This is a genomic window from Polaromonas sp. CG_9.11 (genome assembly GCF_015752225.1).
In the GTDB taxonomy this organism is placed as follows: domain Bacteria; phylum Pseudomonadota; class Gammaproteobacteria; order Burkholderiales; family Burkholderiaceae_C; genus Polaromonas.
Genome location: NZ_JADOVE010000009.1, coordinates 97,833 through 114,078, shown reverse-complemented (window position 1 = coordinate 114,078; position 16,246 = coordinate 97,833). Strand labels below are relative to the sequence as shown.

Genomic DNA, 16,246 nt, shown 5'->3' with positions numbered 1-16,246 from the left:
ATTTTCATGACCTCAGCCCTAATTGTTTCCACCGCCCGCACCCCTCTGGCCAAGAGCTGGAAGGGCGCTTTCAACATGACGCACGGCGCCACCCTGGGCGGCCACGCCGTCCAGCACGCCATTGCCCGCGCCGGCATTGACGCCGCCGAAGTTGACGACGTCATCATCGGCTGCGCGACGCCTGAAGGTGCGACCGGCGCCAACATCGCGCGGCAGATTGCCTTGCGCGCCGGCTGTCCCGTCACCGTCTCGGGCATGACGGTGAACCGCTTTTGCTCCTCCGGCCTGCAGGCCATTGCGCTGGCATCGCAACGCGTGATTGCCGGCGAAGCCGATATTTACGTCGCTGGCGGCGTTGAAAGCATTTCCTGCGTCCAGCAGGAAATGAACACCCACATGCTGCGCGAAGACTGGCTGGCCAAGAACAAGCCAGAGATTTACTGGAACATGCTGCAGACCGCCGAGCAAGTCGCCAAGCGTTACGAAATCAGCCGCGACCGCATGGATGAATACGGCGCGGCCAGCCAGCAAAAAGCCACGGCCGCGCTGGCTGCCGGCCTGTTCGAGGCCGAAATTGCGCCGATCACCGTGACCGCTGGCATTGCCGACAAAGTGATGGGCTTGATGACGAAACAGGTGACCATCAGCAATGACGAAGGCATCCGCGCCGGCACGACCAAGGAAGGCATCACGGGCCTGCGCTCGGCCATTCCCGGCGGCCTGATTTCAGCCGGCAATGCCAGCCAGTTTTCGGATGGCGGCGGCGCGGTCGTGGTGATGGATGAAACCGTCGCCGAGCGCAAGGGCTTGACGCCGCTGGGCCGCTTCCTCGGGTTTGCGGTGGCCGGCTGCGAACCCGACGAAATGGGCATTGGCCCGGTGTTTGCCATTCCCAAGGTGCTGGCCAAGCTGGGCCTGAGCGTCGGCGATATCGACCTGTGGGAACTGAACGAAGCCTTTGCTGTTCAGGTGCTGTACTGCGCTGACAAACTGGGCATTCCCATGGACCGGCTCAACGTCAACGGTGGCGCGATTGCCGTGGGCCATCCTTATGGCGTGACCGGCCAGCGCCTGACCGGCCATGCGCTGATTGAAGGCAAGCGGCGCGGCGCCAAGCGCGTCTGCGTGACCATGTGCATTGGCGGCGGCATGGGTGCCGCCGGCATTTTCGAAGTGCTGTAAAACCCGTTGGACAACAAACCTGGCTGGCGCGCCGAATAAGTTGCAAGGCCTGCCTTCTGGATTTTTTGTGCGTTTTTGCGAAGCCTCGTATTTTCGGTGTCCGGTTTGCGCTTCAGCCCTTGCATTGAGGATTCCCCATGAGCCTTCGTTCCACGCTTGATTTCCTGCTCTACCCCTGGCTGGCCACCGAATCGCTCAACCAGCGCGAGCGTTTTGCCGACCACAGCCGCGAAACCTTTGACGCGGTGTTTGACACCTGCGAGCGCATTGCCCGCGAGAAATACGCGCCGTTCAACCGCTTGGTCGATACACAGGAGCCGCATTTCGACGGCGAAAAAGTCATCCTGCCGCAAGCCACGCACGACGCCCAGAAAGCCTATGCAGCATCAGGAATGCTCAGCGCCGCGCAGGACTATGACATCGGCGGAATGCAACTGCCCTACGCGGTGGAAGCGGCCGCCAATGCATTTTTTGCGATGGCTTCGGTCAGCATGGGCTCCAGCATGCTGACAACGGGCAATGCCAATTTGCTGATGGTGCATGGCACTCAGGCGCAAAAAGACGTGTTCGCCAACAACGAATTTTCAGGCCGATTTTCGGGAACCATGTGCCTGTCGGAGCCGCAAGCGGGTTCCTCGCTCAGCGACATCACCACACGGGCCATGCCCGACGGCGCTGATTTTGAAGCCGACCCGCTGGGCCCGCGCTATCGCCTCAAGGGCAACAAGATGTGGATTTCAGCCGGCGAGCACGAGCTGACCGACAACATCATCCACCTGGTGCTGGCCAAGATTCCCGGGCCCGACGGCAAGCTCATTCCGGGCACCAAAGGCATTTCCCTGTTCATCGTTCCCAAGAAGATGGTCGATGTCAATGGCCAACTGACCGGGGTTCGCAACGACGTGGCGCTGGCCGGGTTGAACCACAAGCTCGGCTGGCGCGGCACGACCAATACGCTGCTCAATTTTGGCGAAGGCAAGTATCCGGTGAGCGGCGAGGCTGGCGCTGTCGGCTACCTGGTCGGCAAGCCGCACCAAGGCCTGCGCTGCATGTTCCACATGATGAACGAGGCGCGTATTGCCATCGGCATGGCCGCCACCATGCTCGGCATGGCCGGCTATCACGCTTCGCTCGATTACGCCAAAAACCGTCCGCAGGGCCGGCCCATGACCGGCGCGGGCAAGGACGCGTCAGCGCCGCAAAGCCGCATCATCGAGCATGCCGATGTCAAGCGCATGCTGCTGGCGCAAAAGTCTTACTGCGAGGGCGCGCTGGCGCTGGAGCTGTACTGCGCGCGGCTGGTCGATGATCAGCATACCGGCGCGCCCCAAGCGGCTGACGAGGCGCGGCTGCTGCTTGAAGTGCTGACACCCATCGCCAAGAGCTGGCCCAGCGAATGGTGCCTCGAAGCCAATTCGCTGGCCATCCAGGTGCTTGGGGGCTATGGCTACACGCGCGATTTTCCGGTCGAGCAGTACTGGCGCGACAACCGCCTGAACATGATCCACGAAGGCACCCATGGCATCCAGGCCATGGATTTGCTGGGCCGCAAGGTGCTGATGGAGGGCGGCAGGGGGTTTGATTTGCTGGCCGCGCGCATCACGGCCACCGCAGCCCGTGCCAGCCACCTTCCCGATCTCGCCACCCATGCCGATGCGCTGGCCGATGCGCTGGCGCAAGTCAGCGAAGCCACCCGGGCCGCCTGGGCCACCGGCGAGCCCGGCGATGCGCTGGCCAATGCCGTGCCTTACCTGCAGGCCTTCGGCCATACCGTGCTGGCCTGGATATGGCTGGACGTGGCGCTTGCCGTACAAGCGTCAGGTGCTACACAATCAATAGCTGAAAATGCAGGCAGAATGGGCGCGATGCGTTACTTTTACCATTATGAGCTGCCAAAAACAACGGCCTGGCTTCGGGTGGTTTGCAACCGCGACCGCACCTGCGCCGACTTTCCTGAAGCGTCTTTTTGATGAGTTATTTCAAGAAATCGCCTGGCACCGGTGCCAATAAATCCTTGGCACGCCTGGGAGCACTGACCTGGATATTGATCTATGCAGGCCTGTTGACCCTGGTTTTGGGCATCTGGGTCGCGCCCAGGAACGAGGACACCGGCTGGCTGATGATGGTCGGCGGCGCGCTGGCGGCCGCCATCGGCTTTTTTCTGATTTACCTCCGTTCGAGAATAAAAGACTGAAATCTGTTTTAACCCTGTCCGACTAAGCAATTTAACAAACCCTGCAAGGAGACTGATCCATGACCCGCACCATCCAGCAACTTTTCGACCTCAAGGGTAAAACCGCACTCATCACCGGTGGCTCGCGCGGCCTGGGCCTGCAACTGGCGCAGGCACTCGGTGAAGCGGGCGCCCGGGTCATGCTCAGTTCACGCAAGGCCGAAGACCTGATCGAGTCCGCTGGCGTGCTGAAGGCCGCCGGCATCGACGTGGACTGGATTGCCGCCGACTGCTCGAAAGAAGCCGACATCCGCGCCTTGGCCGATGAAACCATCCAGCGCTTCGGCCACGTGGACATTCTGGTCAACAACGCCGGCGCCGCCTGGGGCGCACCGGCCGAAGACCATCCGGTTGAGGCCTGGGACAAGGTGATGAACCTCAATGTGCGCGGCTACTTCATCTTGTCGCAGCACATCGCCAAGCACAGCATGATTCCGCGCCAGTCGGGCCGCATCATCAACGTGGCATCGATTGCGGGGCTGGGCGGCAACCCGCGCGGCATGAACACCCTCGCTTACAACACGTCCAAAGGCGCGGTCATCAATTTCACCCGCGCGCTGGCGTGCGAATGGGGCGTGAACCACATCACCGTGAATGCGATTTGCCCGGGCTTTTTTCCCAGCCGGATGACGGTCGGCACGCTCAAGGCCATGGGCGAGGAAAAGCTCGCCGCCCACGCGCCGCTGGGCCGTCTGGGCGACGACGAAGACCTCAAGGGCCTGTGCGTGCTGTACGCATCGGATGCCGGCAAGCACATCACGGGCCAGTGGCTGGCGGTCGATGGCGGCGTGTCGGTCATTTCCGGAGGTTGAATATGGCCCCCACGCTTGTCGCTTCGCGTACTGCGCTGCCCCCCGAGGGGGCCGCTGCGCCTGCGGCCCGGCAAAGCCGGTTCCGCGGCCCTTGCTGGTTTGAAGTTGGCACACCCACGCTTTTGGACATGCCATGAACTTTGGTGCAGAAATTCCTTTTGTTACATTGCTGGGATTCACGCTTGAACTGTTCGAGGGCGGCGAGTCAACGCTGGGCTATACGCCCCTGCCCGAGCACCTGAATTCCTTCGCTGTCACCCACGGCGGCGCCTGCATGACGCTGCTGGACGTGACGATGGCCGTGGCTGCGCGCAGCGTGCAAAAGGACATGGGCGTGGTCACCATCGAGATGAAGACCAGCTTCATGCGGCCTGCGCCGGGCGACGGCACGCCGCTCACGGGCAAGGGGCGCCTGATGCATCGCACGGCGACACTGGCCTTCGTCGAGGCCACGATCTACGATGCAAAAGGACAGGCCTGCGCCCACTCGACCGGCACCTTCAAATACGTCAGACGGCAGGCCGGCGCTGCGGGGGATGCGCAGGTGCCCGGTTCGTCCGGCGGTTCGATTTCAACCGACTGAAATTCAGTTTTATGAGTCAAATCATGCTTTTTCGCATGTCCTGCTTGCGTTTATAGCTATTTATTCAATAGCACACTCATTTTTTAAGGAGAACCCCATGCCCGCCAATCAACACATTCTGCTCGACAACCGGCCTGTCGGCGAAGCCAGCGCCAGCAACTTCAAACTGGCCAGTGCTGAAACTCCCGCCCTGCAGGAGGGCCAGGTGCTGGTGCGCCACCACTTCCTGAGCCTGGACCCCTACATGCGCGGCCGCATGAACGATTCCAAGAGCTACACAGCGCCGCAGCCACTGGGGCAGGTAATGGGTGGCGGCACCGTCGGTGAAGTGGTCGAAAGCCGTTCGCCGAAGTTTTCGCCCGGCGACAAGGTGGTCGGTATGGGCGGCTGGCAGCTTTTTAGCGTGGTCAACGCTGACGAACTGGGCGCGCTGCGCAAGGTCGACACCACGCAGGTGCCGCTGTCCTATTATTTGGGCGCGGTCGGCATGCCGGGCGTCACCGCCTGGTATGGCCTGGTCAAGGTCATCGAGCCCAAAGCTGGTGAAACCATGGTGGTCAGCGCCGCCACCGGTGCTGTCGGGAGTGCGTTTGCAGCCTTGTCCAAGGCGCGCGGCTGCCGCACCGTCGGCATTGCCGGCGGCCCGGACAAATGCCGTTACGCCGTCGAGGAGCTTGGGTTCGACGCCTGCATCGACTACAAGCTGCACCAAGATGCGGCATCGCTGTCCAAAGCACTGAAAGAAGCCTGCCCCAACGGCATCGACGGCTACTTTGAAAACGTCGGTGGCATGGTGCTCGATGCAGTGCTGCTGCGCATGAATGCCTTTGGCCGCATTGCCGTGTGCGGCATGATTGCCGGCTATGACGGCAAGCCGCTGCCGCTGACCTACCCCGCGCTGATCCTGACGAATCGCCTCAAGGTGCAGGGCTTCATCGTCAGCGAGCACATGGACATCTGGCCGCAAGCGCTGAAGGAACTCGCCACACTGGTCGCCACCGGCAAGCTGCACCCCCGTGAATCGATTGCCGAAGGGCTGGAGGCCGCGCCTGACGCCTTCCTTGGCCTGCTTAAAGGCAAGAACTTCGGCAAGCAACTGGTGAAGTTGATCTAGTTTTATTGCCAGCCAGGAGGCCGCCATGGACACCCCCCATGAAGTCTTCAACCCGCCCGAGCCGCTGAGCAACTACAACCTGTTCGAGGGCAACCGGGGCTTGCGCGATGCGCTGAATCCGACATCGGGTTCAGCAGTGCCCCAGCCTGGCGGGTCGGGAAAGAAGGCCGGGGTGTGGCGCAAATCCTCGCCATGGGCACCATGACGCGGCTCGACTGCGGCTTGGGCATCAGCGGGTTGATGCACCACCAGTCGCTCAGCTTGGCGCTGAACCCTACCGCTCAGCGCCAGGCTTTTGGCAAGCCGCTGCTCCAGCAGCCGCTGATGCGCAATATGCTGGCAGAGTTTGCTATTGAAAGTGAAGCTGCTTGCGGTACATCCATAACGCTTGCAAGGTGTTTTTATCATCAAGAAGATGCGCATGAGGAAGCCTTGACGCGCTTGCTCACGCCGGTCGCCAAGTTCTCGATTTGCAAGCGCGGTAGTGCGTTTGCCCAGGAAGCCATGGAATGCCTGGGCGCTAATGGGTATGTACAAGAGGGCGACAAAGGCATCATGGCGCGCATTTACCGCGAAATGCCGGTCAAATCGATCTGGGAAGGTGCGGGCAACAGCATGGTGCCGGACCTGTCGCGCGCCCTGCGCAAGCCCGATGCCGTGGCAGCGTTGGCACTGCAGGCTGCTCTGTCGGGGGGCTTCACGCGCGGTGGCGGACGCCTTTTGCGACTCGCGCCTGGCAGGCGACTGGGGCCAGACCTTCGGCACACTGGCTTCCCGCACCGATTTCGACCGCATCATTGACCGGGCCATGCCCCGACAAGCTTGAGTCGTTCAATAATCCCAATTTTCAGGAGCCCCGCATGACCACGCCGCCGACCTTGATCCTTCACCACTACCCGTCCTCGCCTTTTTCGGAAAAAGTCCGTCTGATGCTGGGCTACAAGACCATTCCCTGGAAATCGGTGGTCATCCCGATGGCGAGTCCCAAGCCCGAGCTGATCGCCCTGACTGGCGGTTACCGCAAGACGCCGGTGCTGCAGATTGGCGCCGACATCTACTGCGATACGGCGCTGATTGCCGACGTGCTGGAGCACATCGCGCCACTGCCCGCGCTGTACCCCGAACCCAGCAAGGGCATGGCGCGCACCCTGGCGCAATGGGCAGACACCACGCTGTTCTGGACTTCGATGGCGTACAACCTGCAGCCCAGGGGAATCGCCCAGCTGTTCGAGCACGCCCCGCCTGAATCAGCCCAGGCATTTGCCCAAGACCGCAAGGCGATGAGCGCCGGCATCGCCCGCCAGCGCCCGCAGGATGCTGCCGCGGCGTACCGGTCGTATTTGCGCCGCCTGTCCGACATGCTCGACGACCGGCCTTTTTTGCTGGGCGACATGCCGTGCATCACCGACTTTGCGATGTACCACCCGCTGTGGTTCACACGGGTGCGCACTTCGGTGCTCGCCGGACTGCTCGACGCCACGCCGGCGGTGCTGGATTGGATGGACCGCATGGCTGCGATTGGCCATGGCGCCATGGAAAAGTCGAGTGCGCAGGACGCCATCGCGGTTGCCGCCGCCTCCACACCCTCAGCCCTGCACGACGATGTTTTTCAGGACGAGCATGGCATTGCGCTGGGGCGCGAGGTGCGGGTCTGCGCCGAGACCTTCGGCCAGGAGCCGACCCAGGGCGAACTGGTGGCTGCCACCCGGATGCATTACACGCTGCGCCGAACCGACGAACGGGCCGGCCTGGTGCATGTGCATTTCCCGCGCATCGGCTATTCGCTAAAGGCCGTCGAGTTGGCATGAACGGCATTGAATGGCATTACCTGGCGTTCGATCAGCTCAGCGCTGCCCAGCTTTATGCCGTGCTTCAGTTGCGCAGCGAAGTTTTTGTGGTCGAGCAGACCTGCATCTTTCAGGACATGGACGGTGCTGACGCGCAGGCCATGCATTTGCTGGGCAGTTTGCAAGGCAGCCTGGTGGCGTATGCCCGCTGTCTTGCGGCGGGACACAAGTTTGCCGAAGCGAGCATTGGCCGCGTGGCGACCCGGGCTGCCGTTCGGGGCACCGGGGCAGGGCATGCCTTGATGCGCCAAGCCATTGCCTGCCTGTTGCAGGCCTGGGGTGCTCAAGCGATCAGGATAGGCGGGCAGGCCCATCTGGAGGCTTTTTATCGCCAGCATGGCTTTGACAAGGCTGGACCGGTTTACCTCGAAGACGGCATTGCCCATATCGAAATGTTGCGCAGCATTTAATTTTTTAAGGAGTTCCAGATGATCACGAATTTCAAGGGCAAGACAGCCGTGTTGACGGGCGCGGGGTCGGGATTTGGCCTCGAATGTGCGCGAATTGGCGCCAAACTGGGCATGAACCTGGTGCTGGTTGATGTGCAGCAGGACGCACTTGACCAGGCCAGCGCCGAGATGGCAGCGGCTGGTGCCGAGGTGCTGCCCTTCAGGCTCGACGTAGCCAGTGCACAGCAGATGGAAGCCATGAGCCAGGCCGTGTTCGAGCGATTTGGTGCGCCGCATTTTGTCTTTAACAATGCCGGCGTGGGATCGGGCGGGCTGGTCTGGGAAAATACCGTGAAGGACTGGGAATGGGTTCTGGGCGTCAATCTGTGGGGCGTGATTCACGGCGTTCGGCTGTTCACCCCGATGATGTTGGAGGCTGCCGCCAAAGACCCGTCATGGCAGGGCCACATCGTCAACACCGCCAGCATGGCCGGGCTGCTCAATCCACCCAACATGGGTGTTTACAACGTCAGCAAGCATGCCGTTGTCTCCTTGAGTGAAACGCTTTACCAGGACTTGCGCCTGGTCAGCGACCAGGTCGGCGCCAGCGTGCTGTGTCCGTATTTCGTGCCGACTGGCATCAGCCAGAGCCACCGCAACCGACCGGCTGATCTTGACGCTGAAAAGCCGACGCGAAGCCAGTTGATTGGACAGGCCATGACCGGCAAGGCGGTGGGCTCAGGCAAGGTGACCGCGGCTGAAGTTGCGCAAAAAGTGTTTGAAGCCATGGCCGCCGACCAGTTCTATATCTTCAGCCATCCCAAGGCGTTGGGAAATGTGCAAAACCGCATGGAATGCATCATGCAGCAGACCCATCCGACAGATCCGTTTGCTGAGCGGCCCGAGATTGGGCGTGACCTGAAAGCGGCGCTGCGGGCTGATTAGGAGCCTGGGCAGCAGAAAGGACGTGCGCCGCAAAGCGGCCGTGCCGGTCGATTTTTCACTGCCTTCTGTTCAATGGCAGGCTATTGGCCTGCGAATTTGGCAAAACAGTCCTCGGTGGGGCCACTTTTCGCCACGTACACTTTCTGCCGCCCAGGGTCCTGGCGCGGGATAACGCTGACTGGCAATAGCCAGCGGTGCCTCGAAGGTGACTTTGCCCATGCGCGTCAGGACGGTGTGGTCCTTGTAACCGTTGGCGTAGTCCCTACAGCGCGTTCGCGTACGTCTGGGGGAAAACGGTTTGACTTTTTGCCCATGGCTCCATCTTCTCAAAGGCTGGAGCCTCCTCAATTCCCGGGGCAGTTCACGCTGTGCATCTGGTGCAGGAGCACCGGGGCGGGTACCCTTCGTTGTGGGCCGTCGGCTCAGGCTAAGCAAGCCGTTTCATGATCTCGGTAATGGACTACGGAATCCAGGGGCAAAGTTATGGCGTTGGACACACCGGGCGGCCGAATCCATGTGCAGTGGGACCACACGGCCAGTGCTTCCCCAAACGCACAACTGAAGTTCTTTGCCGAGTTCCTGGCCACCACCGGCGTCTATGAGTGCTGGATCGACAGTTGCCCGGTGATGAGCTTACGCAGCTCTTCAGCCCAGAGCACGCAACTGGCCAGTGCGGCCAGCGGCAGCAGCGAGGCGGGCGCCAGCGGCACGGTGTAAAACAGCGTGTTCAGGGGTGGCGCATACAGCACCAGTGCCTGCAGCCCCATGCTCAGCGACAGCCCGCCGAGCAGCCACGGGTTTTTCAGCAATCCCAGCGCCAGCGCCGATCGGGTGGCAGACTGGCAGTTCAAAACGTTAAACCATTGGCACATGGCCAGCAACGTGAAGGTTTCGGTGCGCACCAGTTCAATGGGCACTTCCTGATGAAGTCGATACACGAACCAGCCGAAGGTGACCAGCACGGCGGCTGTGGACATCAACAGTACCCGCCCGAGCATCGTCCGGTCTACCAGCCTGTCGTTGCGCGGCACCGGCACGCGCTTCATCTCGTCGCCATTGGGTGGGTCCATCACCAGGTTGACGGTTAGCGTGCCCTCGGTAACGATGTTGATCCACAGGATCTGCACCGCTGCAAGCGGCAACGGGTAGCCGCCCAGCAATGCCAGCAGCAACAGAGAGACCTCGTCGATCGAGGTGGCGAACAAATAAAGGATGACCTTTTTCAGGTTGCCATAGACCACGCGCCCCTGTTCGACCGCGCCCACGATGGTAAAGAAGTTATCGTCAGTGATGATGATCTTGGCAGCGCTCTTGGCGACTTCGGTGCCAGTGATGCCCATGGCCACGCCGACATCGGCGCGCGCCAGCGCCGGTGCGTCGTTGACACCGTCGCCGGTCATGGCGACCACTTCCCCGCGCGCCTGCAGGGCTTCGACGATGCGCAGCTTTTGCGCCGGATGCACGCGCGCAAAAACGGCGATGCAAGACAGGTCGCTGCGCAGATCGGCCTCGCTCATGCGCTCCAGCTCGCCGCCATCGACCGCACGGTCACCATCACGGGCAATCCCCAGCTCGCGGGCAATCGCCAGCCCGGTGAGCTTGTGGTCGCCCGTCACCATCACGGGCCGGATTCCAGCCGTGCGGCATTCGGTGACGGCGGCCTTGACCTCCTCGCGCGGCGGATCAATCTGTCCGACCAGGCCGAGCAGGCGGGCGCGCCCGGCCAGCGCGCCAAAGCCTGCATCCAGCCGGTCGTCATCGACCACGGCAAAGGCCAGCACGCGCAGCGCGCGCCCGGCCATGGCTTCGGCGGCGGCGTGCGCCGCCTGGGTCAATGCGCGATCGCCGGCGCTGCACAGGCCCAGCACCGCTTCGGGCGCGCCCTTGATGAACACCCGGTGCGGGGCATCCGCGCAGCGGTGGCGCGTGGCCATCATCTTGGTGTCGGAATCAAACGGCAGTTCGGCTTCACGTGGCGCGTCGCGCGCCAGTTTTTCCAGGTCCATGCCGGCCTTGACCGCCAGCACGATCAGCGCGCCTTCGGTCGGGTCGCCCAGCACCGTCCATCCAGCGTGCGACGCGTGGGGCGGCAGCAGTTGCGCATCATTGCACAGCGCGGCGGCCTGTAGCAGTGGCAGGGTAGCGGCATCTTCAGCGCTCAATTCGCCCTCGGGTGCGTAGCCAACGCCGCTGACGGACACCTCCAGGCCGTCGGGCAGCCAGAGCCGGCTGACGGTCATTTCATTGCGCGTCAGGGTGCCGGTCTTGTCGGTGCAGATCACCGTGGTCGAACCCAGCGTTTCCACCGCCGACAGGCGGCGGATGATGGCGCCGCGCCCCGCCATGCGCTGCATGCCCACGGCCAGCGCGATCGTCATGGCCACCGGCAGGCCCTCGGGCACCATCGACACCATCTGGCTGATCGCCACCATCAGCACATCGGCCAGCGGCAGTTCGCGGTACAGGCCGAGTGCGACGACTGCGATGAACAGCCCCAGCGCCGCCGCCACCAGCCAACGGCCGAACTGATCGATACGCTGCTCCAGCGGCGTCTTGGGCTCGGTCGCGTTTTCAGTCATGCCGGCAATACGGCCGACTTCCGTCTGGGCGCCAATCGCCACGACCACCGCACGCCCGCGCCCGGCGGTGGCGTAGGTGCCGGAAAACACCATGTTGTGGCGGTCGGCCAAGCCGGTGTCTTCGCAAAGGGCCGCGGCCGCCTTGCTGACCGGCACCGATTCGCCGGTCAGCGCGGCTTCGGCCACCTGCAGCTGGGCCGATTCGATCAGCCGTGCATCGGCCCCCACCGCATCGCCCGCCGCCAGCAGCAGCACATCGCCAGCCACCAGGTCGCGGGCCTCGATCAAGGTTTCGTGGCCGCCGCGCAGCGCCCGCACATGCAGCGCCGAGAGTTTGCGCAGCGAAGTCATCGAGCGTTCGGCGCGTCCCTCCTGGAACGCGCCGATCAATGCGTTGGCCAGCACCACCAGCAGGATAACCACTGCGTCGCCATGGTGCGACAGCGCGATCGCCAGTACCGACGCGACGAACAGGATGTAGATCAGCGGGCTCTTGAACTGGCGGACAACAATCGCCAGCGTGGAACGGCGCGGCGGTTCGGGCAGCGTGTTGGCGCCGTCCTGCGCGCGCCTGCGGTCAGCTTCTGCAGCGCTCAGGCCCGTCGCCGGGTCACAGGCCAGCCGGGCCAGCACCTGCTGGACCGGCAGGGCGTGCCAGCACGGTGCCGGCGTGTTCTTCGATAGCACCTCGCTGGCGGGTGCAGGAGTCGTTGAAGTCATGCGCAGACCGTTCAAATTTGCCAGCCTAGCGCACAACGCGGCCAAGTCAAACGGCGTCGGGGACCTGGCGTCGCTCAATGCCTGATGCCTTGCGTTAAATCAAGTGCGCTTTCACCCAGGCGACGACTCGCCTGGTTGGCGCTGGCGCTGCGCGATCGGCCCGTGCTTTGGCTGATGGCGGTCGGGCTGCTGGAAAGCGCCTACGGTTCCTTTTGAACGACTGGCCGGTTTTGCAGTTTCCGGCGCACCAGCCCGATGTTGTTGCGCAGCGCATACAGCTCGTTGGCATACGACAGCGGCACGCTGATCTTTTCGGCGCGGCGTTCCAGGCTGTCCAGCGCTTCAAGCAGCCCGTCCGTGGCATCCACGTTATCGATGCGGTTTTCAATGTCCCGCAACTGGCCATACCAGCGGAAGACGCGCGAGCGCACCCGGAACTCGTACAGCGGCGGCACGATGCGCGACAGCGGCAGCATGATGGCGATGATCAAACCCATCACCAGCCACATGCGCTCGACCAGGTTGGCCACCCAGAACGGCAGGTAGCGCTGTAAAAACGGCTTGTCGTTGCGGATGCTGCGCTCGGCCTCGGCTGAAATCGGGACTTCGTTCTGCGCCAGTTTGGGGTATTCGCGGGCCTGCTTGAACCAGCCTGCGCTGCCGTGGATGTCGTTGCCCGCCAGCGCGAACAGCTGCAGCAACGCCGGATGCGTGCCGGTGCGGGTCAGCAAGGTCGTGGTCGGCGCCAGCAGGCGAACGTCCTGTGGCGGAATGTGGGCTGCCAGATCGACCACGCCGCGCGGCAGCACCGCCGGGCTTAAAAACGCAAAACGCCGCGAATAGGCTTCGCTTTGCGCAAAATCCATCAGCTTGACGCCAGGCGTCTGCAGCAGCATCTGCACCATCAGCGACTCGGGCGCCGAGGCGAACACGATGGCGTCGAGTTCGCCGCCCAGAAAGGCCACAGTGGCCGGCGTCTGCTCCAGCTCGGACACCATCAGCGTGCTGCTGTCGATGCGGTTGCTCTCCAGTAATTTGGCCATCAGGCTGGGCAGGCCGCTGCCTGCCGTGCCGACGTTGACGCGCAGCCCCTTGAGTTCGGTCAGGGCGGTCAGTGTGGCTTGGGGGTTGACCCGGCGCGCCGCGTCTTCGCGGTAGAACAGCCAGACCGGCTCCAGGAACAGGCTGCCCAGCGATTCAAGTTCTTTGTCCTGTGGGTTGCCGGCTTCGCTGCTGCCGCCCTGTACAAAGCCCAAATCAGCCTTGCCCTGGCGCAGCAGCTGCAGGTTGGCAGCCGATCCTTCGGAGGGCAGCAGCACGACGTCGATGCCTTCCTTTTTCAGCGCCTCCGCATAGCGCTTGCCAAAGGCCTCATAGGCGCTTTGCGCCGGGCCGGTGGCCAGCGTGACGCGCTTGGGCGGGTTCGGGTCCAGCCAGCTGTAGGCCAGCACCAGCAGCGCCACGGCCAGTACAAGAAACGGACCGGCAGAAATCACCAGGTCGCGCAGTGACAGCAGGGTGTAGCGTAGGGTTTTTGGCATGGGCCGAACCATAGCATGCGACACAGACCTGCAGTTCCGGATGAAATTTACGTAAAAATATGCATTTTGCGCAATATCCACGGGTATTGTTAGCTATAAATAAAGTAGCAAACTCAAGGCCGGTTCCCCATGCTGAAAACGCCTGTTCAGGCGCGGTTTTACGGCGCAGGACTGCCCGACACTGCACGCCAGAAAAGCCTGATTCCGGCAGGGCTTGGCGGATCATGGCGGCGCTCGGCCCAGTCCGGCCGCCTGCACGCCGTCATCGATGGTGCCAAGCCAGCGTCACGCAGGCGACAAAAAACGCCGGGTCATCAGCAGCTACCCGAATGCGGATCGCCCGGACTCGGGTTAGCCTGTACGGACTTTATTCAGCCTGGAGCACTGCCTTGACCCGTTCTTCCACCGCCGATCAGCCGGTAGCCGGCGCGCCGCCGCGCCACGACCTGCACTACCCATTCTGGCCCAAGCGCCTGCCGCGCAGCATCACGCCGCCGCAAACCTCGCTGTGGCACAACCTGGCGGTCAGCGCGCTGCGTTTTCCGGACAAACCGGCACTGGTGTTTTTCGACCAGGCACTGAGCTATGCCGCCGTGATGCAGCAGGCCGAGCGCCTGGCCGCCACGCTGCATCGGCTCGGTGTCAGGAAAGGCGACCGCGTGCTGCTCAACCTGCAAAACTGTCCGCAGTGGGTGGTGGCGCATTTCGCCATCCTGCGGGTCGATGCGGTGGTGGTGCCGGTCAATCCGATGAACCGCGCAGAGGAACTCAAGCACTACATCACCGACCCGGAGGTCAACGTCGCCATCACCGCCGCCGACCTGGCGCCCGAGCTGGCCAAAGCCAGCGGCGAGCTGCCGCCGGCCGCTCGGCTGGCGCACCTGATCGTGACGCATTACAGCGACGCCTTTGAAGGAAAAACGGCCACCACCGGCGACGACGCGATGCCGCAATCCTGGTGCGACTGGCTGGGGACCCGGCACGAACTGCCTGCGCTGCAAGGCGGATCGGTGCTGGCCTGGGCCGATGCGCTGGCCGCCAGCGACATCAGCTACCTGCCCGACCACACCAGCACGCCGCAGGACCTGGCCGTGCTGCCCTACACCAGTGGCACCACCGGCCTGCCCAAAGGCTGCATGCACACCCATGGCAGCCTGATGCACAACGCCGTCGCCAGCGCTCTGTGGGGCAACAGCACGTCCGAGAACGTCGTGCTGTCGGTGATTCCGATGTTCCACATCACCGGCATGGTGTCGGTGATGCATGCGTCGATTTATGGCGGCGCCACACTGGTCATCATGCCGCGCTGGGACCGCGAACTGGCCGGCCGGCTGATTTCAACCTGGCGCGTGACGCACTGGACCAATATCCCGACCATGGTGATCGACCTGCTGGCGAGTCCGAACTTTGCCGCTTTTGACCTGAGCAGCCTGGTGTACATCGGCGGCGGCGGCGCGGCGATGCCGCAGGCCGTGGCGCAGCGGCTGTGGGAGCAGTACGGCCTGCGCTTTGCCGAAGGCTACGGCCTGACTGAAACCGCCGCGCCTTCGCACAGCAACCCGCCCGACGCCACCAAGCAGCAATGCCTGGGCATTCCCTTCATGAGCACCGAATCGCGCGTCATCGATCCCTTGAGCCTGCAGGAAATGCCGCAGGGCGAGCAGGGCGAAATCATCATGAGCGGGCCGCAGAACTTTTCGGGCTACTGGAAGCAGCCCGGGGCCACGGCGGCAGCCTTCGTTGAAATCGACGGCAAGCGCTTCTTTCGCTCCGGCGACCTGGGGCATGTGGACGCGGAGGGCTACTTCTTCATCACCGACCGGCTCAAGCGCATGATCAATGCGTCGGGTTTCAAGGTCTGGCCGGCCGAGGTGGAAGCGTTGATGTTCAGGCACCCGGCGATTCAGGAGGCCTGCATCATTTCCACCCGCGACGCTTATCGGGGCGAGTCGGTCAAGGCCGTCGTGGTGCTGCGTGAAAAATTCAGGGGCCAGGTCAGCGAAGTCGAGATCATCCACTGGTGCAAGGACCACATGGCCGCGTACAAGTACCCGCGTGTCGTCCAGTTCGTCGATGTGCTGCCCAAAAGTGGTTCGGGCAAGGTGATGTGGCGCGCGCTGCAGGAAGCCGAAGGCGGTCAGCCCTGAAAGGCCTCAAAAGTTCAATGAAAAAAGGATTTTGCGCAATGCAGGCAAGCGCAAGAAGCTATGAATAAAAGAGCGTTCATCGATGGGGGTGGAAGCGGCCCTGGCTAGCTTTCAGGATCGCCGCAAAGCCTTGGTTGGGTTATCCTGCCAGCCT

12 protein-coding genes and 1 pseudogene are annotated in these 16,246 nt (G+C 62.9%); 11 read left to right on the top strand and 2 right to left on the bottom strand.

Features of this window, described 5'->3' with window-relative positions; all coding sequences use genetic code 11:
• Window positions 1-6: 6 nt before the first annotated feature.
• The 10 genes and pseudogenes from IWX85_RS09670 to IWX85_RS09620 all read left to right on the top strand — a co-directional run bounded on the left by IWX85_RS09670 (window position 7) and on the right by IWX85_RS09620 (window position 9,105).
• The gene (locus IWX85_RS09670; protein ID WP_196869584.1) at window positions 7-1,182 is read left to right on the top strand and encodes an acetyl-CoA C-acyltransferase; all 1,176 of its coding nucleotides are present in this window, start codon (window positions 7-9) and stop codon (window positions 1,180-1,182) included.
• A 137-nt stretch (window positions 1,183-1,319) separates the two neighbouring features.
• Window positions 1,320-3,152 carry an acyl-CoA dehydrogenase gene (locus IWX85_RS09665; protein ID WP_196869583.1) on the top strand — a complete coding sequence of 611 codons (1,833 nt, stop codon included), beginning with the start codon at window positions 1,320-1,322 and terminating at the stop codon, window positions 3,150-3,152.
• On the top strand, window positions 3,152-3,376 hold the full coding sequence (locus IWX85_RS09660; protein ID WP_196869582.1) for a hypothetical protein: 225 nt from the start codon (window positions 3,152-3,154) through the stop codon (window positions 3,374-3,376). Before IWX85_RS09665 ends, IWX85_RS09660 begins: the two co-directional genes overlap by 1 nt.
• Window positions 3,377-3,435: 59 nt before the next feature.
• Window positions 3,436-4,227, top strand: a complete 792-nt coding sequence (locus tag IWX85_RS09655) for an SDR family oxidoreductase (RefSeq protein WP_196869581.1) — start codon at window positions 3,436-3,438, stop codon at window positions 4,225-4,227.
• 133 nt (window positions 4,228-4,360) lie between these two features.
• Window positions 4,361-4,810 (top strand): PaaI family thioesterase, encoded by a 450-nt coding sequence (locus IWX85_RS09650; RefSeq protein ID WP_036804625.1) that lies wholly within the window; start codon window positions 4,361-4,363, stop codon window positions 4,808-4,810.
• 97 nt (window positions 4,811-4,907) lie between these two features.
• Window positions 4,908-5,924, top strand: a complete 1,017-nt coding sequence (locus tag IWX85_RS09645; RefSeq protein WP_036804623.1) for an NADP-dependent oxidoreductase — start codon at window positions 4,908-4,910, stop codon at window positions 5,922-5,924.
• Window positions 5,925-5,987: 63 nt separating this feature from the next.
• A pseudogene (locus IWX85_RS09635) lies at window positions 5,988-6,750 on the top strand (acyl-CoA dehydrogenase family protein); the annotation flags it as partial.
• Window positions 6,751-6,784: 34 nt separating this feature from the next.
• Window positions 6,785-7,732, top strand: a complete 948-nt coding sequence (locus IWX85_RS09630; RefSeq protein ID WP_036804621.1) for a glutathione S-transferase family protein — start codon at window positions 6,785-6,787, stop codon at window positions 7,730-7,732.
• On the top strand, window positions 7,729-8,181 hold the full coding sequence (locus tag IWX85_RS09625; RefSeq protein WP_036804619.1) for a GNAT family N-acetyltransferase: 453 nt from the start codon (window positions 7,729-7,731) through the stop codon (window positions 8,179-8,181). Before IWX85_RS09630 ends, IWX85_RS09625 begins: the two co-directional genes overlap by 4 nt.
• Window positions 8,182-8,199: 18 nt before the next feature.
• Window positions 8,200-9,105, top strand: coding sequence for an SDR family oxidoreductase (locus IWX85_RS09620; protein ID WP_036804617.1), 906 nt, complete (start codon window positions 8,200-8,202; stop codon window positions 9,103-9,105).
• A 596-nt stretch (window positions 9,106-9,701) separates the two neighbouring features.
• On the opposite strand, the gene IWX85_RS09615 is transcribed toward IWX85_RS09620, so the two are convergent.
• Window positions 9,702-12,404 (bottom strand): HAD-IC family P-type ATPase, encoded by a 2,703-nt coding sequence (locus IWX85_RS09615; protein WP_196869580.1) that lies wholly within the window; start codon window positions 12,402-12,404, stop codon window positions 9,702-9,704.
• Window positions 12,405-12,604: 200 nt separating this feature from the next.
• Window positions 12,605-13,945, bottom strand: a complete 1,341-nt coding sequence (locus tag IWX85_RS09610) for a TAXI family TRAP transporter solute-binding subunit (protein ID WP_196869579.1) — start codon at window positions 13,943-13,945, stop codon at window positions 12,605-12,607.
• A gap of 389 nt (window positions 13,946-14,334) precedes the next feature.
• Here IWX85_RS09610 and IWX85_RS09605 point away from each other — a divergent pair, with 389 nt between their 5' ends.
• Window positions 14,335-16,092, top strand: coding sequence for a long-chain fatty acid--CoA ligase (locus IWX85_RS09605; RefSeq protein WP_231379658.1), 1,758 nt, complete (start codon window positions 14,335-14,337; stop codon window positions 16,090-16,092).
• Window positions 16,093-16,246: the final 154 nt, after the last annotated feature.

Coding starts and splice junctions, on each gene's coding strand:
- IWX85_RS09670 (WP_196869584.1), top strand. CDS start 7: ATGACCTCAGCCCTAATTGTTTCCACCGCCCGCACCCCTCTGGCCAAG.
- IWX85_RS09665 (WP_196869583.1), top strand. CDS start 1,320: ATGAGCCTTCGTTCCACGCTTGATTTCCTGCTCTACCCCTGGCTGGCC.
- IWX85_RS09660 (WP_196869582.1), top strand. CDS start 3,152: ATGAGTTATTTCAAGAAATCGCCTGGCACCGGTGCCAATAAATCCTTG.
- IWX85_RS09655 (WP_196869581.1), top strand. CDS start 3,436: ATGACCCGCACCATCCAGCAACTTTTCGACCTCAAGGGTAAAACCGCA.
- IWX85_RS09650 (WP_036804625.1), top strand. CDS start 4,361: ATGAACTTTGGTGCAGAAATTCCTTTTGTTACATTGCTGGGATTCACG.
- IWX85_RS09645 (WP_036804623.1), top strand. CDS start 4,908: ATGCCCGCCAATCAACACATTCTGCTCGACAACCGGCCTGTCGGCGAA.
- IWX85_RS09630 (WP_036804621.1), top strand. CDS start 6,785: ATGACCACGCCGCCGACCTTGATCCTTCACCACTACCCGTCCTCGCCT.
- IWX85_RS09625 (WP_036804619.1), top strand. CDS start 7,729: ATGAACGGCATTGAATGGCATTACCTGGCGTTCGATCAGCTCAGCGCT.
- IWX85_RS09620 (WP_036804617.1), top strand. CDS start 8,200: ATGATCACGAATTTCAAGGGCAAGACAGCCGTGTTGACGGGCGCGGGG.
- IWX85_RS09615 (WP_196869580.1), bottom strand. CDS start 12,404: ATGACTTCAACGACTCCTGCACCCGCCAGCGAGGTGCTATCGAAGAAC.
- IWX85_RS09610 (WP_196869579.1), bottom strand. CDS start 13,945: ATGCCAAAAACCCTACGCTACACCCTGCTGTCACTGCGCGACCTGGTG.